This is a genomic window from Mycolicibacterium chubuense (assembly GCF_001044255.1).
Lineage (GTDB): Bacteria > Actinomycetota > Actinomycetes > Mycobacteriales > Mycobacteriaceae > Mycobacterium > Mycobacterium chubuense.
Genome location: NZ_JYNX01000092.1, coordinates 1 through 17,169, shown reverse-complemented (window position 1 = coordinate 17,169; position 17,169 = coordinate 1). Strand labels below are relative to the sequence as shown.

The 17,169-nt window shown below is 70.6% G+C and carries 16 protein-coding genes; 12 read left to right on the top strand and 4 right to left on the bottom strand.

Annotated elements, in window-relative coordinates:
• Positions 1-66: 66 nt before the first annotated feature.
• Genes MCHUDSM44219_RS27585 through MCHUDSM44219_RS27570 form a run of 4 tightly spaced genes read left to right on the top strand, consistent with a single transcriptional unit; the run spans position 67 to position 5,592 of the window.
• The gene (locus MCHUDSM44219_RS27585; protein WP_048421470.1) at positions 67-1,557 is read left to right on the top strand and encodes an amino acid permease; all 1,491 of its coding nucleotides are present in this window, start codon (positions 67-69) and stop codon (positions 1,555-1,557) included.
• Positions 1,554-2,975, top strand: coding sequence for an FGGY family carbohydrate kinase (locus MCHUDSM44219_RS27580; RefSeq protein ID WP_048421469.1), 1,422 nt, complete (start codon positions 1,554-1,556; stop codon positions 2,973-2,975). The genes MCHUDSM44219_RS27585 and MCHUDSM44219_RS27580 overlap by 4 nt, the downstream gene beginning before the upstream one ends.
• Positions 2,972-4,357: an NAD(P)/FAD-dependent oxidoreductase gene (locus MCHUDSM44219_RS27575; RefSeq protein ID WP_048421468.1), complete on the top strand. Its 1,386-nt coding sequence runs from the start codon at positions 2,972-2,974 to the stop codon at positions 4,355-4,357. The genes MCHUDSM44219_RS27580 and MCHUDSM44219_RS27575 overlap by 4 nt, the downstream gene beginning before the upstream one ends.
• Positions 4,354-5,592 (top strand): NAD(P)/FAD-dependent oxidoreductase, encoded by a 1,239-nt coding sequence (locus MCHUDSM44219_RS27570; protein ID WP_048421467.1) that lies wholly within the window; start codon positions 4,354-4,356, stop codon positions 5,590-5,592. The genes MCHUDSM44219_RS27575 and MCHUDSM44219_RS27570 overlap by 4 nt, the downstream gene beginning before the upstream one ends.
• Before the next feature lie 69 nt (positions 5,593-5,661).
• Here MCHUDSM44219_RS27570 and MCHUDSM44219_RS27565 read toward each other — a convergent pair whose 3' ends face one another.
• Genes MCHUDSM44219_RS27565 through MCHUDSM44219_RS27555 form a run of 3 tightly spaced genes read right to left on the bottom strand, consistent with a single transcriptional unit; the run spans position 5,662 to position 9,248 of the window.
• The gene (locus tag MCHUDSM44219_RS27565) at positions 5,662-7,095 is read right to left on the bottom strand and encodes a vWA domain-containing protein (protein ID WP_048421466.1); all 1,434 of its coding nucleotides are present in this window, start codon (positions 7,093-7,095) and stop codon (positions 5,662-5,664) included.
• Positions 7,095-7,970 (bottom strand): AAA family ATPase, encoded by an 876-nt coding sequence (locus tag MCHUDSM44219_RS27560; RefSeq protein ID WP_048421465.1) that lies wholly within the window; start codon positions 7,968-7,970, stop codon positions 7,095-7,097. Before MCHUDSM44219_RS27560 ends, MCHUDSM44219_RS27565 begins: the two co-directional genes overlap by 1 nt.
• An 18-nt stretch (positions 7,971-7,988) precedes the next feature.
• The gene (locus MCHUDSM44219_RS27555) at positions 7,989-9,248 is read right to left on the bottom strand and encodes a glutamate-5-semialdehyde dehydrogenase (RefSeq protein WP_048421464.1); all 1,260 of its coding nucleotides are present in this window, start codon (positions 9,246-9,248) and stop codon (positions 7,989-7,991) included.
• Positions 9,249-9,271: 23 nt separating this feature from the next.
• Between MCHUDSM44219_RS27555 and MCHUDSM44219_RS27550 the strand changes: the two genes are divergently transcribed.
• The 4 genes from MCHUDSM44219_RS27550 to MCHUDSM44219_RS27535 all read left to right on the top strand — a co-directional run bounded on the left by MCHUDSM44219_RS27550 (position 9,272) and on the right by MCHUDSM44219_RS27535 (position 12,033).
• Positions 9,272-10,135, top strand: a complete 864-nt coding sequence (locus MCHUDSM44219_RS27550) for a PfkB family carbohydrate kinase (protein WP_048421463.1) — start codon at positions 9,272-9,274, stop codon at positions 10,133-10,135.
• A gap of 107 nt (positions 10,136-10,242) precedes the next feature.
• A complete protein-coding gene (locus MCHUDSM44219_RS27545; RefSeq protein WP_236695607.1) occupies positions 10,243-10,977 on the top strand; it encodes an enoyl-CoA hydratase/isomerase family protein in 735 nt (244 codons plus the stop codon).
• Between the two features lie 118 nt (positions 10,978-11,095).
• A complete protein-coding gene (locus MCHUDSM44219_RS27540) occupies positions 11,096-11,425 on the top strand; it encodes an ArsR/SmtB family transcription factor (protein WP_048421461.1) in 330 nt (109 codons plus the stop codon).
• Complete coding sequence (locus tag MCHUDSM44219_RS27535) at positions 11,425-12,033, top strand: cation efflux transmembrane domain-containing protein (protein WP_048421504.1); 609 nt, start codon at positions 11,425-11,427, stop codon at positions 12,031-12,033. The genes MCHUDSM44219_RS27540 and MCHUDSM44219_RS27535 overlap by 1 nt, the downstream gene beginning before the upstream one ends.
• Positions 12,034-12,046: 13 nt before the next feature.
• Here the strand turns inward: MCHUDSM44219_RS27535 and MCHUDSM44219_RS27530 are convergent, their stop codons facing one another.
• Positions 12,047-14,089, bottom strand: coding sequence for an NAD(+) synthase (locus MCHUDSM44219_RS27530; protein ID WP_048421460.1), 2,043 nt, complete (start codon positions 14,087-14,089; stop codon positions 12,047-12,049).
• 43 nt (positions 14,090-14,132) lie between these two features.
• Between MCHUDSM44219_RS27530 and MCHUDSM44219_RS27525 the strand changes: the two genes are divergently transcribed.
• The 4 genes from MCHUDSM44219_RS27525 to MCHUDSM44219_RS27510 form a co-directional block, all read left to right on the top strand.
• Entirely contained in the window at positions 14,133-14,672 is a 540-nt protein-coding gene (locus MCHUDSM44219_RS27525) for a cysteine hydrolase family protein (RefSeq protein WP_048421503.1), read from the top strand.
• Between the two features lie 35 nt (positions 14,673-14,707).
• Positions 14,708-15,544 carry an NAD-dependent protein deacetylase gene (locus tag MCHUDSM44219_RS27520; RefSeq protein WP_048421459.1) on the top strand — a complete coding sequence of 279 codons (837 nt, stop codon included), beginning with the start codon at positions 14,708-14,710 and terminating at the stop codon, positions 15,542-15,544.
• A gap of 2 nt (positions 15,545-15,546) precedes the next feature.
• Positions 15,547-16,146 carry a hypothetical protein gene (locus MCHUDSM44219_RS27515; RefSeq protein ID WP_048421458.1) on the top strand — a complete coding sequence of 200 codons (600 nt, stop codon included), beginning with the start codon at positions 15,547-15,549 and terminating at the stop codon, positions 16,144-16,146.
• A 200-nt stretch (positions 16,147-16,346) separates the two neighbouring features.
• Positions 16,347-17,169 (top strand): DUF222 domain-containing protein (locus tag MCHUDSM44219_RS27510; RefSeq protein ID WP_048421502.1); only part of this gene is annotated, 823 nt, incomplete at its 3' end.

The window sequence follows — 17,169 nt, the reverse complement described above, 5'->3', positions numbered from 1 at the left end:
CGCGCCCGGTCCCCACCCCGATACTTTGGTTCAACCACATGGTCTATACCAACCCCAGGAGGCCCCGTGCCCGATCCGTCGCCGCGCAGCGATTCTCGCGATTCGGCAGAGCTCGCGCAGTTCGGCTATGCGCAGTCGCTGGAACGCAGAACCGGCCGGTTCGCGTCGTTCGCGGTCGCGTTCGCGTTCGTCTCGATCGCCACGGGCATCTTCACCACCTACGGGGCGGTGCTCAACAGCTCCGGGCCGGTCGGGATCTGGACGTGGCCCATCGCGGTGGTCGGACAGTTGGCGGTGGCGTTCGTGCTCGGCGCGCTGGCCTCCCGGATCCCGGTCACCGGCTATCACTACCAGTGGATGTCGCGGCTGGCGAACCCGATCCTGGGCTGGATCATCGGCTGGATCTCGTTCACGTTCCTGGCGATCGTCGTCGTGGCGGTCGACTACACGATCGCCTCGACGATCCTGCCCGTGCTGCTCGACTACGAGAGCACCGCGACGATCGCCTGGGTGATGACGGCAGCCGTTCTGGTCATCCAGGCGCTGCTGGTGGCGTTCTCGACGCCGTGGGCCGAGCGGGTCAACAACAGCCTGGTCACCCTCGAGCTCGTGGGTATGGCGCTGCTGACCGTGCTGTTGCTCGTCGTCGCCGCGGTGCGCGGCGACATGGACTTCTCGAACCTGTTCAGCAAGGGCGCCGTGCCGGCCGAGGGGTTCTGGAGCTTCGGGGACTGGACGTCGGCCGGGCCGTGGATGCTCGGCTTCCTGCTCGGCGCGTTCACGATCGTCGGCTTCGAATCCGCGGCCAACCTGGCCGAGGAGACCCACGACCCGGAGCGGGTGGTGCCGCGCGCGATGTGCAACGCGGTGCTCGCCTCGGGCGTGCTGGGCTTCGTGTTCCTGATCGCGGTGACGCTCGCCGCCGGGGATCCCGTCGCGCTGGCCGAGTCGGGCACCCCGATCGCGGACGTGATCAACACGACCCTCGGATCGGTGGTCGCCACACTGCTGCTACTGATGGTGGTGCTCGCGATCTTCGCCTGCGGGCTGGTCATCATGATCACCGGCGTGCGGCTGACGTGGGCCATGTCCCGCGACGAACGGTTCCCGGGCTGGCAGCAGTGGAGCCAGATCTCGCCGCGCTTCCACACCCCGTTCAAGGCCACGCTGCTCTACCTCGCTCTGGCCCAGCTGATCCTGGCGATCTTCGCGCATTCGGAGACCGCGCTGTTCACACTGTTCAGTGCCGCGACACTGCTCCCGGCAGTGATGTACGCCTCGACCGTGGTGCTCTACTTGGTCAAGCGCACGTCGCTTCCCGTGAACGGCAAGTTCGACCTCGGAAAGTGGGAGATCCCGATCCTGGTGGTGGCGGTCGTCTGGCTGGCTTTCGAGCTGGCGCTGTTCCGTGACGCCGCCTTCAAGCAGGCCTGGGCCTACGTGCTGGTCATGGTCGCTATCGGCGCCGCCTACCTGGGCTACCTGCTGATCCGTCGCGGCCGGGCCGGCCTGACGATGCCCGCCATGGCTTCGATCGACGCCGAGCTGCGGGAGTGACCGGACACATCCTGGCGATCGACCAGGGCACCTCGGGCACCAAGGCCGTCGTCGTCGACGACCGCGGCCGCGTGTGTGCTCTTGCCGAGGTGGCCCTGCGTCCGCAGTACCTGCCCGGGGGCGGTGTCGAGCAGGACCCCGAGGCGCTGTTCGACAGCGTGGTCACCGCGGGGCGGCGGGCGCTGGCCGACGCGGGCGTGCCCGTGCTCGCCGTGGCGCTGGCCAATCAGGGCGAGACCGTGCTGGCCTGGGACCGCGACAGCGGGCGCGCGTTCAGCCCGGCGATCGTCTGGCAGGACCGCCGCGCCGAGGCACTCTGCGCGCCGCTGGCCGACCACGCCGCCGACGTCGCGCAGCGGACCGGGCTCGTGCTGGACCCCTACTTCTCGGCGCCGAAGATGGCCTGGCTGCGGGCGAACCTCACCCGCGACGGCGTCGTGACGACGACCGACACCTGGCTGGTGCACCGGCTGTGCGGCGCGTTCGTCACCGACGTCTCGACCGCCAGCCGATCCTTGCTGACGACGCTCGACGACCCGGCGTGGGACGACGACCTCGTCGCCCTGTTCGGCCTGTCCGGCGAAGCCCTGCCCGAGATCGTGGCCTGCGACCAGATCGTCGGCCACACCGACGTTTTCGGGCCGACACTGCCGGTGGGCGGACTCATCGTGGACCAGCAGGCCGCGCTGCTCGCCGAGAGCTGCCTGGAGGCCGGCTCGGCGAAATGCACGTACGGCACCGGGGCGTTCCTGCTGGCGCAGCTCGGCAGCCGGCCGGTGCGCTCCCAGTGGGGGCTCACCACGTCGGTGGCCTGGCGGCTGCGCGACCAGACGGCCTACTGCGTCGACGGCCAGGTCTACACCGCGGCGTCGGCCGTCCGGTGGGCCGTCGACCTCGGCCTGGTGCCCGCCGCCGACCAGGTCGACGCGGTGGCCGCCCCCTCGAGCGACGGCGTGCTCTGCGTGCCCGCGCTGGCCGGGTTGGCCGCGCCGTGGTGGAACGCCGCAGCCACCGCCAGCTTCACCGGCATGACCCTGTCCAGCGAGCGCGGGCACCTGGTGCGCGCACTCCTGGAGGGGATCGCCGCGCAGGTGACGGCGCTGACCGAGCTGGTGTCGGCCGATCTCGGCCGGCCGCTGAGCCGGCTGCGGGTCGACGGTGGCCTCACCCGGTCGGCGGCGCTGATGCAGGCGCAGGCCGACCTGGCCCGGATGCCCGTCGACGTCTATCCGTCCCCGCACGCCACCGCGCTCGGCGCCGCGGCCTGCGCCCGGCTCGCCGTCGAACCCGGTCTGGCCGTCGCGGACGCGGTCGGCACCTGGGCGCCGCACCACACCTACCACCCGGAATGGCCGGCCGAACAGGCCGCCGAGTTCCTGGCGCGTTGGCGCCACGCCGTAGAGGAGAGCACGCCATGAGTTCCGACGTCACCGCCGACGTCGTCGTCGTGGGGGCCGGGATCGTCGGATGCGCGATCGCCCGGGCCCTGGCCGGCACCCATCTGACCGTCACGCTGGTGGAGGCACGCGACGACGTCGGTGACGGCACCAGCAAGGCCAACACCGCCCTGCTGCACACCGGTTTCGACGCCACGCCGGGCACGCTGGAGTCCCGGCTGGTGGCCCGCGGCTACGACCTGCTCGGCGCATACGCCGAGCAGACCGGCATCCCGGTCGAGCGCACCGGCGCGATGCTGGTGGCCTGGACCGAGGAGGAGGCCGACGCGCTGCCCGGCCTGATGGTCAAGGCCGAACGCAACGGCTACCGCGACTGCGGCCTGGTGCAGACCGAGGAGATCTACCGCCGGGTGCCCGATCTCGGGCCCGGCGCGCTGGCCGGACTGACAGTGCCCGGTGAGTCGATCATCTGCACCTGGACCACCAACCTCGCGCTGGCCACCGACGCCGTCGCCCGGGGCGCCACCCTGCTGCGCGGCGCCCGGGTGACCGGCGCGACCGTGGGACCCGAGCACACCACCGTGCACACCACGCGCGGCGACGTGCGGGCCCGGTGGGTGATCAACGCGGCCGGCCTGGGCGCGGACCTCCTCGACGCCGAGTTCGGCCACCAGCGCTTCACCGTCACACCGCGGCGCGGTGAGCTGCTGGTGTTCGACAAGCTCGCCCGGCCGATGGTGCCGGTGATCGTGCTGGCGGTGCCGTCGTCGCGGGGCAAGGGTGTGCTGGTCAGCCCGACCATCTACGGCAACGTGATGGTGGGTCCGACATCGGAGAATTTGATCGACCGCACCGCGACCGGCACCTCCGAGAGCGGTTTCGAATTCCTGGTGTCGAAGGGCCGTGCGCTGATGCCCGCACTGTTCGACGAGGAGATCACCGCGACCTACGCCGGGCTGCGCGCCGCCAGCGATCACGACGACTACCTGATCGACGTCGACGCCGCCGCCCGCTACCTGCTGGTCGGCGGCATCCGGTCCACGGGCCTGACGTCGGGGATGGCGGTGGCCGAGTACGTCACCGGTCTGCTCGCCGAGGCAGGCGTGGACGTCACCGAACGCGACGGACTGCCCCCGCCGCCGCGGATGCCGAACATCGGCGAGGTCGGTGTGCGGCCGTACCAGGACGCCGAACGCATCGCCGACGACCCGGAGTACGGCCGCATCGTGTGCTTCTGCGAACGGGTCAGCGCCGGCGAGATCCGCGATGCGTTCGCCTCGCCGATCCCGCCTGCCGACCTGGACGGCCTGCGCCGGCGCACCCGGGTGATGAACGGCCGGTGCCAGGGCTTCTACTGCGGCGCGCACACCGCGCAGCTGCTGGCCGCCGGGACCGCGAGATGAACCGCGTCGCGGTCGCGATCATCGGCGGCGGCCCCTCCGGATTGACCGCCGCGGCGGCACTGGCTCCGGAGGTCGACGGCGAGGTGCTGGTGCTCGAGCGGGAAGCCGAGACCGGCGGAATCCCCCGGCACAGTGACCATCCCGGATACGGCCTGCGCGATCTGCGGCGGTTCGTCTCCGGGCCGGCGTACGCGCGGCGGCTCACCGCGATGGCCGCCGATGCGGGCGCACGCCTGGAGACCGAGGCGATGGTCACCGGGTGGGCGGGTGCGCGGACGCTGCAGATCACCTCGCCGCGCGGCGTACGCACGGTCGCTGCCGACGCGGTGATCCTGGCCACCGGCGCGCGGGAACGGCCGCGTCCGGCCCGGTTGGTCCCCGGCGACCGGCCCGACGGCGTCTACACCACCGGTCAGTTGCAGAACCTCGTCCACCTGCACCACGGACGCGTCGGCAGCCGCGCCGTCATCGTCGGCGCCGAACTGGTCAGCTGGTCGGCCGTGCTGACCCTGCGCGACGCCGGGTGCGCCACGGTGGCGATGGTGAGCGGTTACCCCCGAGCCGAGGCGTATGCCGCGTTCCGCGTGGCGGGCCGCGCGCTACTCAAGGGCCCGGTGCTGACCGAAGCCCGGCTGGTCGCCGTGCACGGCAAGGGCCGGGTGCGTTCGGTCACCGTGGAACGCGGCGGCAAACGCCATGAGATCGCCTGCGACACGGTTGTTTTCACCGGCGACTGGATTCCCGACCACGAACTGGCCCGGACCGCGGGCCTGCAGATGGACCCTGCGACCCGGGGCCCGGCCGTCGACGCCGCGCTGCGGACCAGCCACCCCGGTGTGTTCGCGGTCGGCAACCTGCTGCACCCGGTGGACACCGCCGACGGGGCGGCGCTGGACGGGCGCCATGTCGCGACCGCGGTGCGGCACTGGCTGCGCACCGGCGACATCGCGGAACCGGAACCTGCCGCCGCCCGCATCCGGGTCCCGGAGCCCTTGAGATGGGCTGCGCCACAGATCGTCTCGATGGACGGCGGGACTGCGGCGCGCGGCGACCTGCTGCTGTGGACCGACGAGTACCGACGGCTGCCCGTGCTGCGGGCGGTGCAGGACGGCCGGGTGCTGGGCACCGCGCGCACGCTGTGGCCGGCGGCGCCGGGGCGGATCTACCGGGCGCCGTGGTCGCTGGTCGCCGACGCCGACCCCAAGGGCGGCGACGTCACGGTCTCCTTCGCCTAGCGCCGAAACTGTATTCCACGCGCGAAATCTTACGAAAGCCGCGCATGGAATACAGTTTCGGCGGAAGGTCTAGACGGGCAGCAGCGCGTCGATCACCGAGGCCAACTGCTTGGCCGAGCGGCACTCGTGCATCGTGATGACGTCTTCGTAGCGCGGCACCGCCGAATCGCCGCTGCCCCACAGGTGCCGCGGCTCGGGGTTGAGCCAGTGCGCGTGGCGGCTGGCGTTGACCATGTGGGCGAGCAGGTCGGTCTCGGGATTGCGGTAGTTGTTGCGGGCATCGCCGAGCACCAACAGGGAGCTGCGGGGCGACAGCACGTTCGGGAACTTGTCGAGGAACGACACGAACGCGTGGCCGTAGTCGGAGTGCCCATCGCGGGTGTAGACGCCCGCCTCCCGCGTGATGCGCTGCACCGCGACAGCCAAGTCGGCGTCGGGGCCGAACAGTTCGGTCACCTCGTCGGTGGTGTCGATGAAGGCGAACACCCGCACGCGCGAGAACTGTTGGCGCAGTGCGTGCACCAGCAGCAGCGTGAAGTGGCTGAAGCCGGCCACCGAGCCCGAGACGTCGCACAGCACCACCAGCTCCGGCCGGGCCGGGTGCGGCTTCTTGAGCACCACGTCGATCGGCACGCCGCCGGTCGACATCGACTTGCGTAGCGTCTTGCGCAGATCGATCTCGCCCGCGCGCGACCGTCGTCGGCGGGCGGCCAGCCGGGTCGCGAGCGTGCGCGCGAGCGGCGCCACCACCCGGCGCATCTGCCGCAGCTGCTCGCCCGAGGCCCGCAGGAACTCGACGTTCTCGGCCAGCTGCGGCACCCCGTAGGTCTGCACGTGCTCACGGCCGAGCTGCTCGGCGGTGCGTCGCTTGGTCTCCGCCTCCACCATCCGGCGGAGCTGCGCGATCCGTTGCGCAGCAAGCGCTTTGGCGATCTGCTCCTGCGTCGGACTCGGCTCCTCGCCGTAGGGCGCCAGCAGACCGGCCAGCAGCCGGCCCTCGAGGTCGTCCAGGCTCATCGCCTTGAGCGCCTGATACGACGAATACGACGGCCCGCGGCTGGAGTTGTACCGGCCGTACGCCTCCACGATCTGAGCGATCATCGCGGCCAGCCGCTCGTCGAGGTTGGCCAGTTCCTCGTTGTCGGAGAGCATGTCGACCAGCGCCTGGCGCAGCGCCTCGACGTCGTCGGGCGGCAGACCCTCGCCGTCCTCCGCGTCAGCCAACACGGTCCTGGCGCCCAGCGCGGCCGGGAAGTACAGATCGAACAGCGCGTCGTAGGTGTCCCGGTGATCCGGTCGGCGCAGCACCGCGCACGCGATGCCCTCCCGCAGCGCCAGCCGGTCACCCAGGCCGAGCACACTCATCACCCGGCCGGCGTCCACCGTTTCCGACGGACCCACCGCGATCCCGGACCCGCGCAGCGCCTCGACGAATTCGACCAGGTGGCCGGGGATTCCGTGCGGCGCCAGGGGCTGGGGCGGGCGGATGCGTCGGGGCGCCATCAGTTGAGCCTCAGCTCCCCCGACGCCTTGACCTGATCGGACTGGTGCTTGAGCACCACTCCGAGGGTCGCGGCGATCAGCTCGTCGTCGATGGTGTCCAGACCCAGCGCCAGCACCGTGCGCGCCCAGTCGATCGTCTCCGCCACCGACGGCACCTTCTTCAGCGCCATGCCGCGCAGCACCCCGACGATGCGCACCAGCTCGTCGGCCAGGTGCTCGGGCAGCTCGGGCACCCGCGACAGCAGGATGCGCCGTTCCAGATCCGGGTCGGGGAAATCGATGTGCAGGAAGAGGCAGCGCCGCTTGAGCGCCTCGGACAGCTCGCGGGTCGCGTTGGAGGTCAGCACGACCAGGGGTTTGCGTTCGGCGACGATCGTGCCGAGTTCGGGCACGGTGACCGCGAAGTCGCTGAGGACCTCGAGCAGCAGGCCCTCGATCTCGATGTCGGCCTTGTCGGTCTCGTCGATCAGCAGCACCGTCGGGTCGGTGCGCCGGATCGCGGTGAGCAGCGGCCGGGACAGCAGGAACTCTTCGGAGAAGACGTCCATCTTGGTCTGATCCCAGTCCCCCGACCCGGCCTGGATCCGCAGGATCTGCTTGGCGTGGTTCCACTCGTAGAGCGCGCGGGCCTCGTCGACGCCCTCGTAGCACTGCAGCCGCACCAGCCCCGAGCCGGTGGCCTGGGCGATGGCGCGGGCCAGTTCGGTCTTGCCCACGCCCGCCGGACCCTCGACCAGCAGCGGCTTGCCGAGCCGGTCGGCGAGGAACACCGCGGTCGCGGTGGCGGTGTCGGGCAGATAGCCGGTCTCGGCCAGCCGGCGCGCGACATCGTCGATGTCGGCGAACAGCGGCGCCGGGCGTGCGGGGACGCTCACGTGGTGTTTTCTCCTGACTCAGGCCGGACGGGTGTGGCCGTCACCCCAGACGATCCATTTGGTCGACGTCAACTCGGGCAGCCCCATCGGGCCGCGGGCGTGCAGCTTCTGGGTGGAGATGCCGATCTCGGCGCCGAAACCGAACTGCTCTCCGTCGGTGAACGCCGTCGACGCGTTCACCATCACCGCCGCGGCATCCACCCGTTCGGTGAACCGTTGCGCGGCAGCGAGATCCGTGGTGACGATGGCCTCGGTGTGGCCCGTCCCGTAGGTGTTGATGTGGTCGATCGCCGCGTCGATGCCGTCGACCACCGCCAGCGCGATGTCCATCGACAGGAACTCGGCGCGCAACTCCTCCTCGGACGGGTCGGCGTGCACCGTCACCCCGGCCGCCTGCAGCGCGCTGGTCAGCCGCGGCACCGCGACGTCGGCGACCGCCGCGTCGATCAGCAGCGACTCGGCGGCGTTGCAGACGCTGGGCCGGCGCGTCTTGGCGTTGAGCACGATGGCCTCGGCCATGTCGAGATCGGCCGAGGCATGAACGTAGACATGGCAATTGCCGACACCGGTCTCGATCGTGGGCACCTGCGCATCGCGCACGACCGCGTCGATCAGCCCGGCTCCGCCGCGCGGGATCACCACGTCCACCAGGCCGCGTGCCTGGATCAGGTGGGTGACGCTGGCCCGGTCCTCGCTCGGCAGCAGCTGCACCGCCTCGACGTCGAGTCCCTCGGTGGCCAACGCGGCGCGCAGCGCGTCGACCAGCGCGGCGTTTGACCGCGCCGCCGACGAACTTCCGCGCAGCAGCACGGCATTGCCGGATTTCAAGGTGAGTCCGAACGCGTCGACGGTGACGTTGGGCCGGCCCTCGTAGACGATGCCGACCACGCCGAGCGGGACGCGCTGCTGACGCAGCTGCAGTCCGTTGGGCAGCGTGCGCCCGCGCAGCACCTCACCGATCGGGTCGGGCAGGCCGGCGACCTGGCGCAGTCCGTCGGCGATGCCCTCGACCCTGGTTGCGGTCAGCGCGAGCCGGTCCAGCATCGCCTCCGGGGTACCCCCATCCCGCGCCGCGGCCAGATCCGCCGCATTCGCCTCGAGGATCGTGCGGGTGTTCATCAGGACGTGGTCGGCGGCCGTGCGCAGCGCCTGGTTCTTGGCCTCGGTGCTCAGCGTCGCGAGTCCGCGCGATGCGACGCGGGCGCGGCGGGCGGCGGCGTGCACCTGCCCGCGCAGATCGTCGGCCACCGCGCTCCGCTCCGGTGCGTGCAGACTCATTAGCCCAGCGTAGCGTTGCCGCGATGGCGAGGATCTGCGTGGTCGGCAGTGTCAATGCCGACCTGTCTTTCACGGTCGCGTCGCTGCCCCGGCCGGGTCAGACGGTGCTGGCGTCGGAGCTCGCGCTCTCCCCGGGCGGCAAGGGCGCCAATCAGGCCGTCGCGGCGGCCCGGGCCGGTGCGAAGGTCGACCTCGTCGCCGCCCTGGGCACCGATGCCGCGGCGGCCGAACTGCGGGCGCATCTGCGGGGCAACGGCGTCGGCGTGGAGGCGACGGTCGAGGTGCCCGGCCCCAGCGGGACCGCCGCGATCATCGTCGACGCCGACGCCGAGAACTGCATCGTCGTCGCACCGGGAGCCAACGCACATCTGGCGCTCAGCTCGGCCGCCATCCGGTCGGTGATCGCCGACAGCGACGTCGTGCTCATCTCGCTCGAGATCCCGATCGCCACCGCCATCGCCGCGGCCGGCGTCGGGCGGGAGGCGGGGGCGGTGGTCATCGTCAACGCCTCGCCGGCCGTCACCGACCCGGCGGACCGCGGGCGCCTGGCCGACCACGCCGACGTCATCGTCGTCAACGAGACCGAGGCGCCCGACTGGGCCGAGACCCGCGTGGCGCACCTGGTGACGACCCGCGGCGCCGCGGGCGTCTCCTACCGCGGCGACGGCGGCACCGTCGACGTCCCCGCACCCGCGGTCGAGGCGGTGGACACGACGGGGGCCGGCGATGTGTTCGCCGGCGTGCTGGCCGCGGCGTGGACCACCGGCGTCGAGGGTGCGCTGCGGCGCGCCGCAGCAGCGGGGGCACTGGCGACGCTGGTGCACGGCGCCGGCGACTGTGCGCCCTACAGTGAGGCCATCGACGACGTCCTCGGCCAAGACATGTGACGTCCCGACCGTGAGGACGACCGCCGTGACGACCCCACCCCGCCCCCCCTGACGGCGACTGGCTCGGCACACCGTATCTGCGCTTCACCCGGGAAAAGGCGTTCGGGGTGTGCACCCTGGACCGTCCCGAGGCGCGCAACGCGATGACCCCCGCGATGTACTTCGGCATCAAATACGCGGTCACGCACGTCGACAACGATCGAGATCTGGCGGGCCTGCTCATCACCGGCACCGGCGACGTCTTCGCTCCGGGCGGCGACATGGGCGGCGGCGGGGCCGACAACTGGCTGACCTTCGGGTCGGCGCTCGGCATGGACGCGCTGCCGTTCGACACGCTGCGCCAGTCCGCCAAGCCCGTCGTCGCCGCGGTCAACGGGCTGTGCCAGGGCGGCGGTCTGCAGATCGCGCTGTGCGCCGACATGGCCGTCGTGAGCGACCGGGCGACCTTCCGTGTTCCCGAGCTCTACCGCGGCATCGCCGACACGTACTACAGCCAGATGCTCGCGCGCCTGATCGGTCCGGTGCGCACCCGGGACCTGATGTTCACCGGCCGCACGCTCTCGGCGGCCGAGGCGCTGGAGTGGGGCATGGTCGCGCGGGTGGTGCCGCATGACGAGCTGCAGGACGCGGCCCGGGAGGTGCTCGCGCAGTGTTGTCGCACCGCGCCGCATGCCCGGTCGGTGATCAAGGCGAGCCTGGACAGCTATGTCGGGCTCTACGACCGCATCGGTATGCAGGCCAGCCTCGGAGCGCCCGAATCGATCGAGGGATTCCTGGCGTTCAAGGAGCGTCGCTCACCTGACTGGGTGCACCCGGACTTGCGCCTCGACGGCCGGCTCTGAGGCCCGTTGAGACTGCGCTCAGAGCGGCGACACGCCGGGCAGGGGCGTCCTGAGCGCAGTCTCGACATCCGACAGTTCAGGGTTTTCTGAATCCAGAGTGCGATGTACTGTCAGCGGCATGCGGACCGCGATCGACAGTGACGCCCTCTCCCGGTTCGGGTACGCCCTGTCCGATGCGACACGTGCCGAGATCCTGCTGATCCTGCGCGACGGACCCGGCTACCCGTCCGACCTGGCCGACCGGATCGGGGTGTCGCGCCAGATCCTGTCCAACCACCTGGCCTGCCTACGCGGCTGCGGCCTCGTCGTCGCGACCCCGGAGGGCCGGCGCAGCCGCTACGAACTTGCCGATCCGCGGATCGCCCACGCTCTCGGCGACCTGCTGGGCCTGGTGCTCGAGGTCGATCCGGCCTGCTGCCCCACCGCCGACGAGCAGGGGTGCTGCTGATGACGATCTCCGCCGACCGCCGGGCGGTGCTCACCCGCCGCGTGCGCCTGCTCGTCGCCGCCACGATCACCTACAACGTCGCCGAAGCCGTGGTGGCGCTCGCCGAAGGAACGCGGGTGTCATCCTCGGCGCTGGTCGGCTTCGGGCTCGACTCCGTGATCGAGGTGTCGTCGGCCGCCGCGGTGGCCTGGCAGTTCTCGGCGGCGGATCCGGAGAGCCGGGAGAAGGCAGCGCTGCGCTTCATCGCGTTCTCCTTCTTCGCCCTGGCCGCCTACGTCACCGTCGACGCCGCCCTGTCCCTGGCCGGAATCCGGGAGCCGCGGCCCACCCTGCTGGGCATCGCGATCGCCGCGCTGAGCCTCGCGGTGATGCCGGTGCTGTCGCTGGCTCAGCGCCGGGCGGGACGCGAGCTGGGCTCGCGGTCGGCCGTCGCGGATTCGAAGCAGACCCTGCTGTGCACATACCTGTCCGCCGTGCTGCTGGTCGGACTGGTGCTCAACAGCACTCTCGGCTGGGACTGGGCGGATTCGGTTGCCGCACTGGGCATCGCAGCGATCGCGGTCCGCGAGGGCGTCAACGCGCTGCGAGGGGACCCGTGCTGCGCATGACAACTGCCCGCGGCTAGCTCTCCGGCACGCAGCGTTCGATCTCGTCGATCCAGGTGCGTGCCGACATGTCCGACGGTGCGCGCCAGTCGCCGCGCGGCGACAGTGAGCCACCCGCGGACACCTTGGGCCCGTTGGGCAGCGCAGAGCGCTTGAACTGGCTGAACGAGTAGAAGCGCTGCGCGAATACCTCCAGCCAGTGCCGAATCTCCTTCAGCGTGAAGGACGGTCGCTTCTCCTCGGGAATGCCGAAAGGCCAGTCGCCACGATCGGCATCGCTCCACGCATGCCAGGCCAGGAACGCCACCCGCGAGGGGCGGAACCCGTAGCGCAGCACCTGGAACAGCGAGAAGTCCTGCAGCACATACGGACCCACCTTGTCCTGGCTGCTCTGGATCTCCTCGTCCTCGCCGGCGGGTACCAGCTCCGGACTGATCTCGGTGTCGAGGACGTCGGCGAGCACCTCGTTGACCGTGTGGTCGAACTGCTCGGAGGAGATCACCCAGCGGATCAGATGCTGGATCAGCGTCTTCGGCACCCCGCCGTTGACGTTGTAGTGCGACATCTGGTCGCCCACCCCGTAGGTCGACCAGCCCAGCGCGAGCTCTGACAGATCTCCGGTGCCCAGCACGATGCCGCCCCGGAAGTTGGCCAACCGGAACAGGTAGTCGGTGCGCAGGCCCGCCTGCACGTTCTCGAACGTCACGTCGTAGACCTTCTCGCCGCGCGAGAACGGATGGTCCATCTCCTTGAGCATGAGCTCGGCGGTGGCCCTGATGTCGATGGTCTCGAACGTGACACCGAGCGCCTCGGCCAGGCGGGTCGCGTTGTTCTTCGTCCGCTCGCCGGTCGCGAAACCCGGCAGCGTGTAGGCCAGGATGTCGCTGCGCGGACGCTCTTCGCGGTCCATGGCATGCGCCGCGACGATCAGCGCGTGCGTGGAATCCAGACCGCCGGACAGGCCGAGCACCACCTTGGGGTAGTGCAGCGCGCGCAGCCGCTGCTCGAGCCCGGAGACCTGGATGTTGTAGGCCTCGTAGCAGTCCTGCTCGAGCCGGGCCGGATCGTTGGGCACGAACGGGAACCGCTCCACCTCGCGCAGCAGCCCGATGTCGCCCCCGGGCGGATCCAGCCGGAATCCTATGCGGCGGAACGCATCGTCATCGATCAGGTGATGACGCCGGTTGTCGTCGAAGGTGCCCATCCGCGTCCGCTCGTTGCGCAGCAGCATCAGGTCGACGTCGGCGACCGAGCGCCGCTCGCCCTTCGGGAACCGTTCGGACTGCGCGAGGCAGACGCCGTTCTCCCAGATCATGGTCTGCCCGTCCCAGGCCAGATCCGTGGTCGACTCGCCCTCCCCCGCCGCGGCGTAGACGTAGGCCGCCAGGCATCGCGCCGAGGCCGAGCGTGCCAGCAGCGCGCGGTCCTCGGCGCGGCCGATCGTGATGGGGCTGCCCGAAAGGTTGGCGAGCACCGTCGCGCCGGCCAACGCAGCTTCGGCACTCGGCGGCACGGGCACGAACATGTCCTCGCAGATCTCCACGTGCAGCACGAAGTTGGGCAGATCCTCGGCTGCGAACAGCAGATCCGGCCCGAACGGCACGTCCGAGTCGCCGATCCGGATCTCCCCGCTCTCGTCGTCGCCGGCGGCGATCTGGCGCTTCTCGTAGAACTCGCGGTAGGTCGGCAGGTAGGACTTGGGCACCACGCCCAGCACCCGGCCCCGGTGGATCACCACCGCGGTGTTGTAGACGCGGTGCCGGTGCCGCAGCGGTGCGCCGACGACGAGCACCGGCAGCAGCGCCGCCGAACCGGCCGCCACCTGCAGGACCGCGTCCTCGACGGCCTCGAGCAGCGCGTCCTGCATGACGATGTCCTCGATCGAGTAGCCCGACAAGGTCAGTTCGGGGAACACCGCCAGACCGATGTTGTCCTCATCGCAGTCGCGGGCGATGCGCAGCACCGTCTCGGCGTTCGCGGCGGGGTCGGCCAGCGCGGTGTGATGGGTGCACGCGGCGATACGGACGAAGCCCTGCTGATACGCCGAGTAAAAGTCCATGCCTCATTGTGTCCCCGCAATTTTCCCGGGTATGCACGACCCCATGAGCGACACGGTCATTCTCGTCATCGACATGATGAACACGTACCGGCACCCGGACGCCGAAGCGCTGATCCCCCACGTCGAGCCGATCATCGATCCGCTGAGCCGGCTGGTGTCCGAGGCCCACGATCGCGACGACGTCGATCTGGTCTACGTCAATGACAACTACGGCGACTTCAGCGCCGAGTTCAGCGACATCGTGCGCAGCGCCCTGGACGGGGAACGGCCCGATCTGGTGGAACCGATCGTGCCGCAGCACGGTCTGCGGTTGATGACGAAGGTCCGCCACAGCGCCTTCTACGCGACCCCGCTGGCCTATCTGCTCACGCAGCTCAAACCGGACCGTCTCGTGCTGACCGGGCAGGTCACCGAGCAGTGCGTCCTCTACACCGCTCTGGACGCCTACGTCCGGCACTTCCCGGTGGTCATCCCCCGAGACGGCGTCGCCCACATCGACCCGGCGCTGGGTGAGGCCGCCCTGCAGATGATGGAGCAGAACATGAGCGCCGAGATCATCGCGGCGGCCGACTGCCTACCCTGAGCAGTGCGGACGCTCGGGCACCTATCCTCGACAGCGTGGAATCCCCTGAGTTGATCACCGCCCTGCGGGGCCGGCGCGTGGCCGTCCTCACCGGGGCGGGGATGTCGACGGACTCCGGGATTCCGGACTACCGCGGACCGGACTCGCCGCCGGCCAACCCCATGACGATCCGACAGTTCACCTCTGATCCGGTGTTCCGGCAGCGCTACTGGGCCCGTAACCACGTCGGGTGGCGACACATGGACGAACGCCGACCCAATGCGGGGCACCGCGCCCTGGCCGCGCTGGAACGCGCCGGTGTCGTGACGGGGCTGATCACCCAGAACGTCGACCTGCTGCACACCAAGGCCGGCAGCCGGGCCGTCATCAACCTGCACGGCACGTACGTACACGTGGTCTGCCTGGACTGCGGGCACGGCATGTCCCGGGCGGCACTCGACGAACTGCTCGAGGCGGCCAACCCGGGCTTTCGGGAGAGAGTGCGCGGCGTGGACAGCATCGCGGTCGCCCCGGACGCCGACGCGGTGGTCGGCGACACCTCGAGCTTCCGGATCGTCGACTGTCCGGCGTGTGGCGGGATGCTCAAACCCGACATCGTCTATTTCGGGGAGAGTGTGCCGAAAAGCCGTGTGGATGAAGCGTATTCGATGGTCGACGACGCCGACGCGCTGTTGGTCGCCGGTTCGTCGCTGACCGTGTACTCCGGTTACCGCTTCGTGCGGCACGCCGCCGCCCGGGGCATCCCAATCGCGATCCTCAACCGCGGCCGGACCCGGGGGGACGATCTGGCGACGGTCACGATCGACAACGGGTGCTCACCGATGCTCGCGCTGCTCGCCGACGAGCTTCCCGCGCTGGCGAGGTCGGCGTAACCGTGGTCACGTCCGTACTGCCGAGGCTGCGGCTCCCGGCCGGGCCGGTGTCGGGGCGGTGGAGCGCCGGCATCGGCGACGCCGTCGCCGGGCTCACCCGCGCGCCCGCGCCGCTGAGCAATGTGTTGCGTCTGCTGAATCACGTCGGCAGCCTGGGTATCAGCGCTGACGCGGTGGAGTTCGACGGCGACACGGTGGACTGGGCCGACGTCAAGAGCGTCGAGACCCACAGCCTGGTCGGTTACCTGCTCTCCGACGCGCTCGACGCCCAGATCGGGAAGCTGCCGCTGCCCCGCTTCCCCGGGCGAGGGCTGCTGCTCGACCTGGCGTCCGACGCGGTGCTGACGGCGCTCGTCGCGGCGGCCGGGGGCACGGTGGGGGGTCTGCTGGACGTGCGCATCCCGGCGGAGGTCAACTACCGGGGCATGATCCGCAACCGCACACTGTCGGCGGGCGTGCTCGCCACGCTGTTGATGGCCGATCCGGCCGTGCGCGACGCGCTGATCGCGACCGCGCAGGCGCATGGTGTGCCGGTCCGCCGCGCCGACGACGATGCGATCGACGCCGCCGAGCGGCGCGTGCGGCGGTGGAAAGACCGCTAGACCGCTGATCGGTCCGACCTGTCGGACCCCTTTGTCATGATGGTGGCATGTCCTCGCCGGCAACGCCTTTGGTCACCTCCCGGCGTATCGACGAGCGGTTGGACGTGTTGTTCGACGAGCTCGCCGAGTTGACCGGTCAGCGCAACGCGATCGACGGCCGCATCGTGTCGATCGTCGCCGAGATCGACCGCGACGNGGACGTGTTGTTCGACGAGCTCGCCGAGTTGACCGGTCAGCGCAACGCGATCGACGGCCGCATCGTGTCGATCGTCGCCGAGATCGACCGCGACGGGCTGTGGGCCGCTGCGGGCGCACGCTCGGTGGAGAACCTGGTGGCCTGGAAGACCGGGGTGTCGCCGAACCGAGCCAATGTGGTTGCCGCGGTGGCCCACCGGATCGAGGAGTTCCCCCGCTGTGTCGCCGGGCTGCAGGAGGGGCGGCTGTCGCTGGACCAGGTCGGCGTGATCGCCCAGCGCGCCGCCGACGGCTCCGACGAGCACTACGCCTCCCTGGCCGCCAGCGCGACGGTGGCGCAGCTGCGCACCGCGCTCAAGCTCGCCCCCAAGCCCACACCCGAGCCCGAACCCGAAGAGAATCCCAAGTCCGACGAGGAGCCCGATCCCGGACCGCAGCCGTCTGTCACGAGTACCACCGACGAGCAGTACACCTGCTGGCAGATCCGATTGCCGCACGTCGAGGCCGCGACGTTCGAGGCGGCCCTGCAATCCCACAAAGACGCCCTGATCGCGCAGTGGAAAGCGCTCGACCCCACGGCCACCCGCCCCCCGATGCCTAACCTCGCAGACGCGTTCCTGCGCTTGATCGACGCGGGCTGGGACGCCGACGCCGCCGCCCGCCCGCACGGGCAGCGCACCACCGTGGTCGTGCACGTCGACGTGAAAGACCGCGTCGGGGCACTACATCTGGGGCCGCTGCTGTCCGACGGCGACCGGCAGTACCTGAGCTGCGACGCCACCTGCGAGGTGTGGTTCCACCGCGACGGGCAGATCCTCGGCGCGGGCC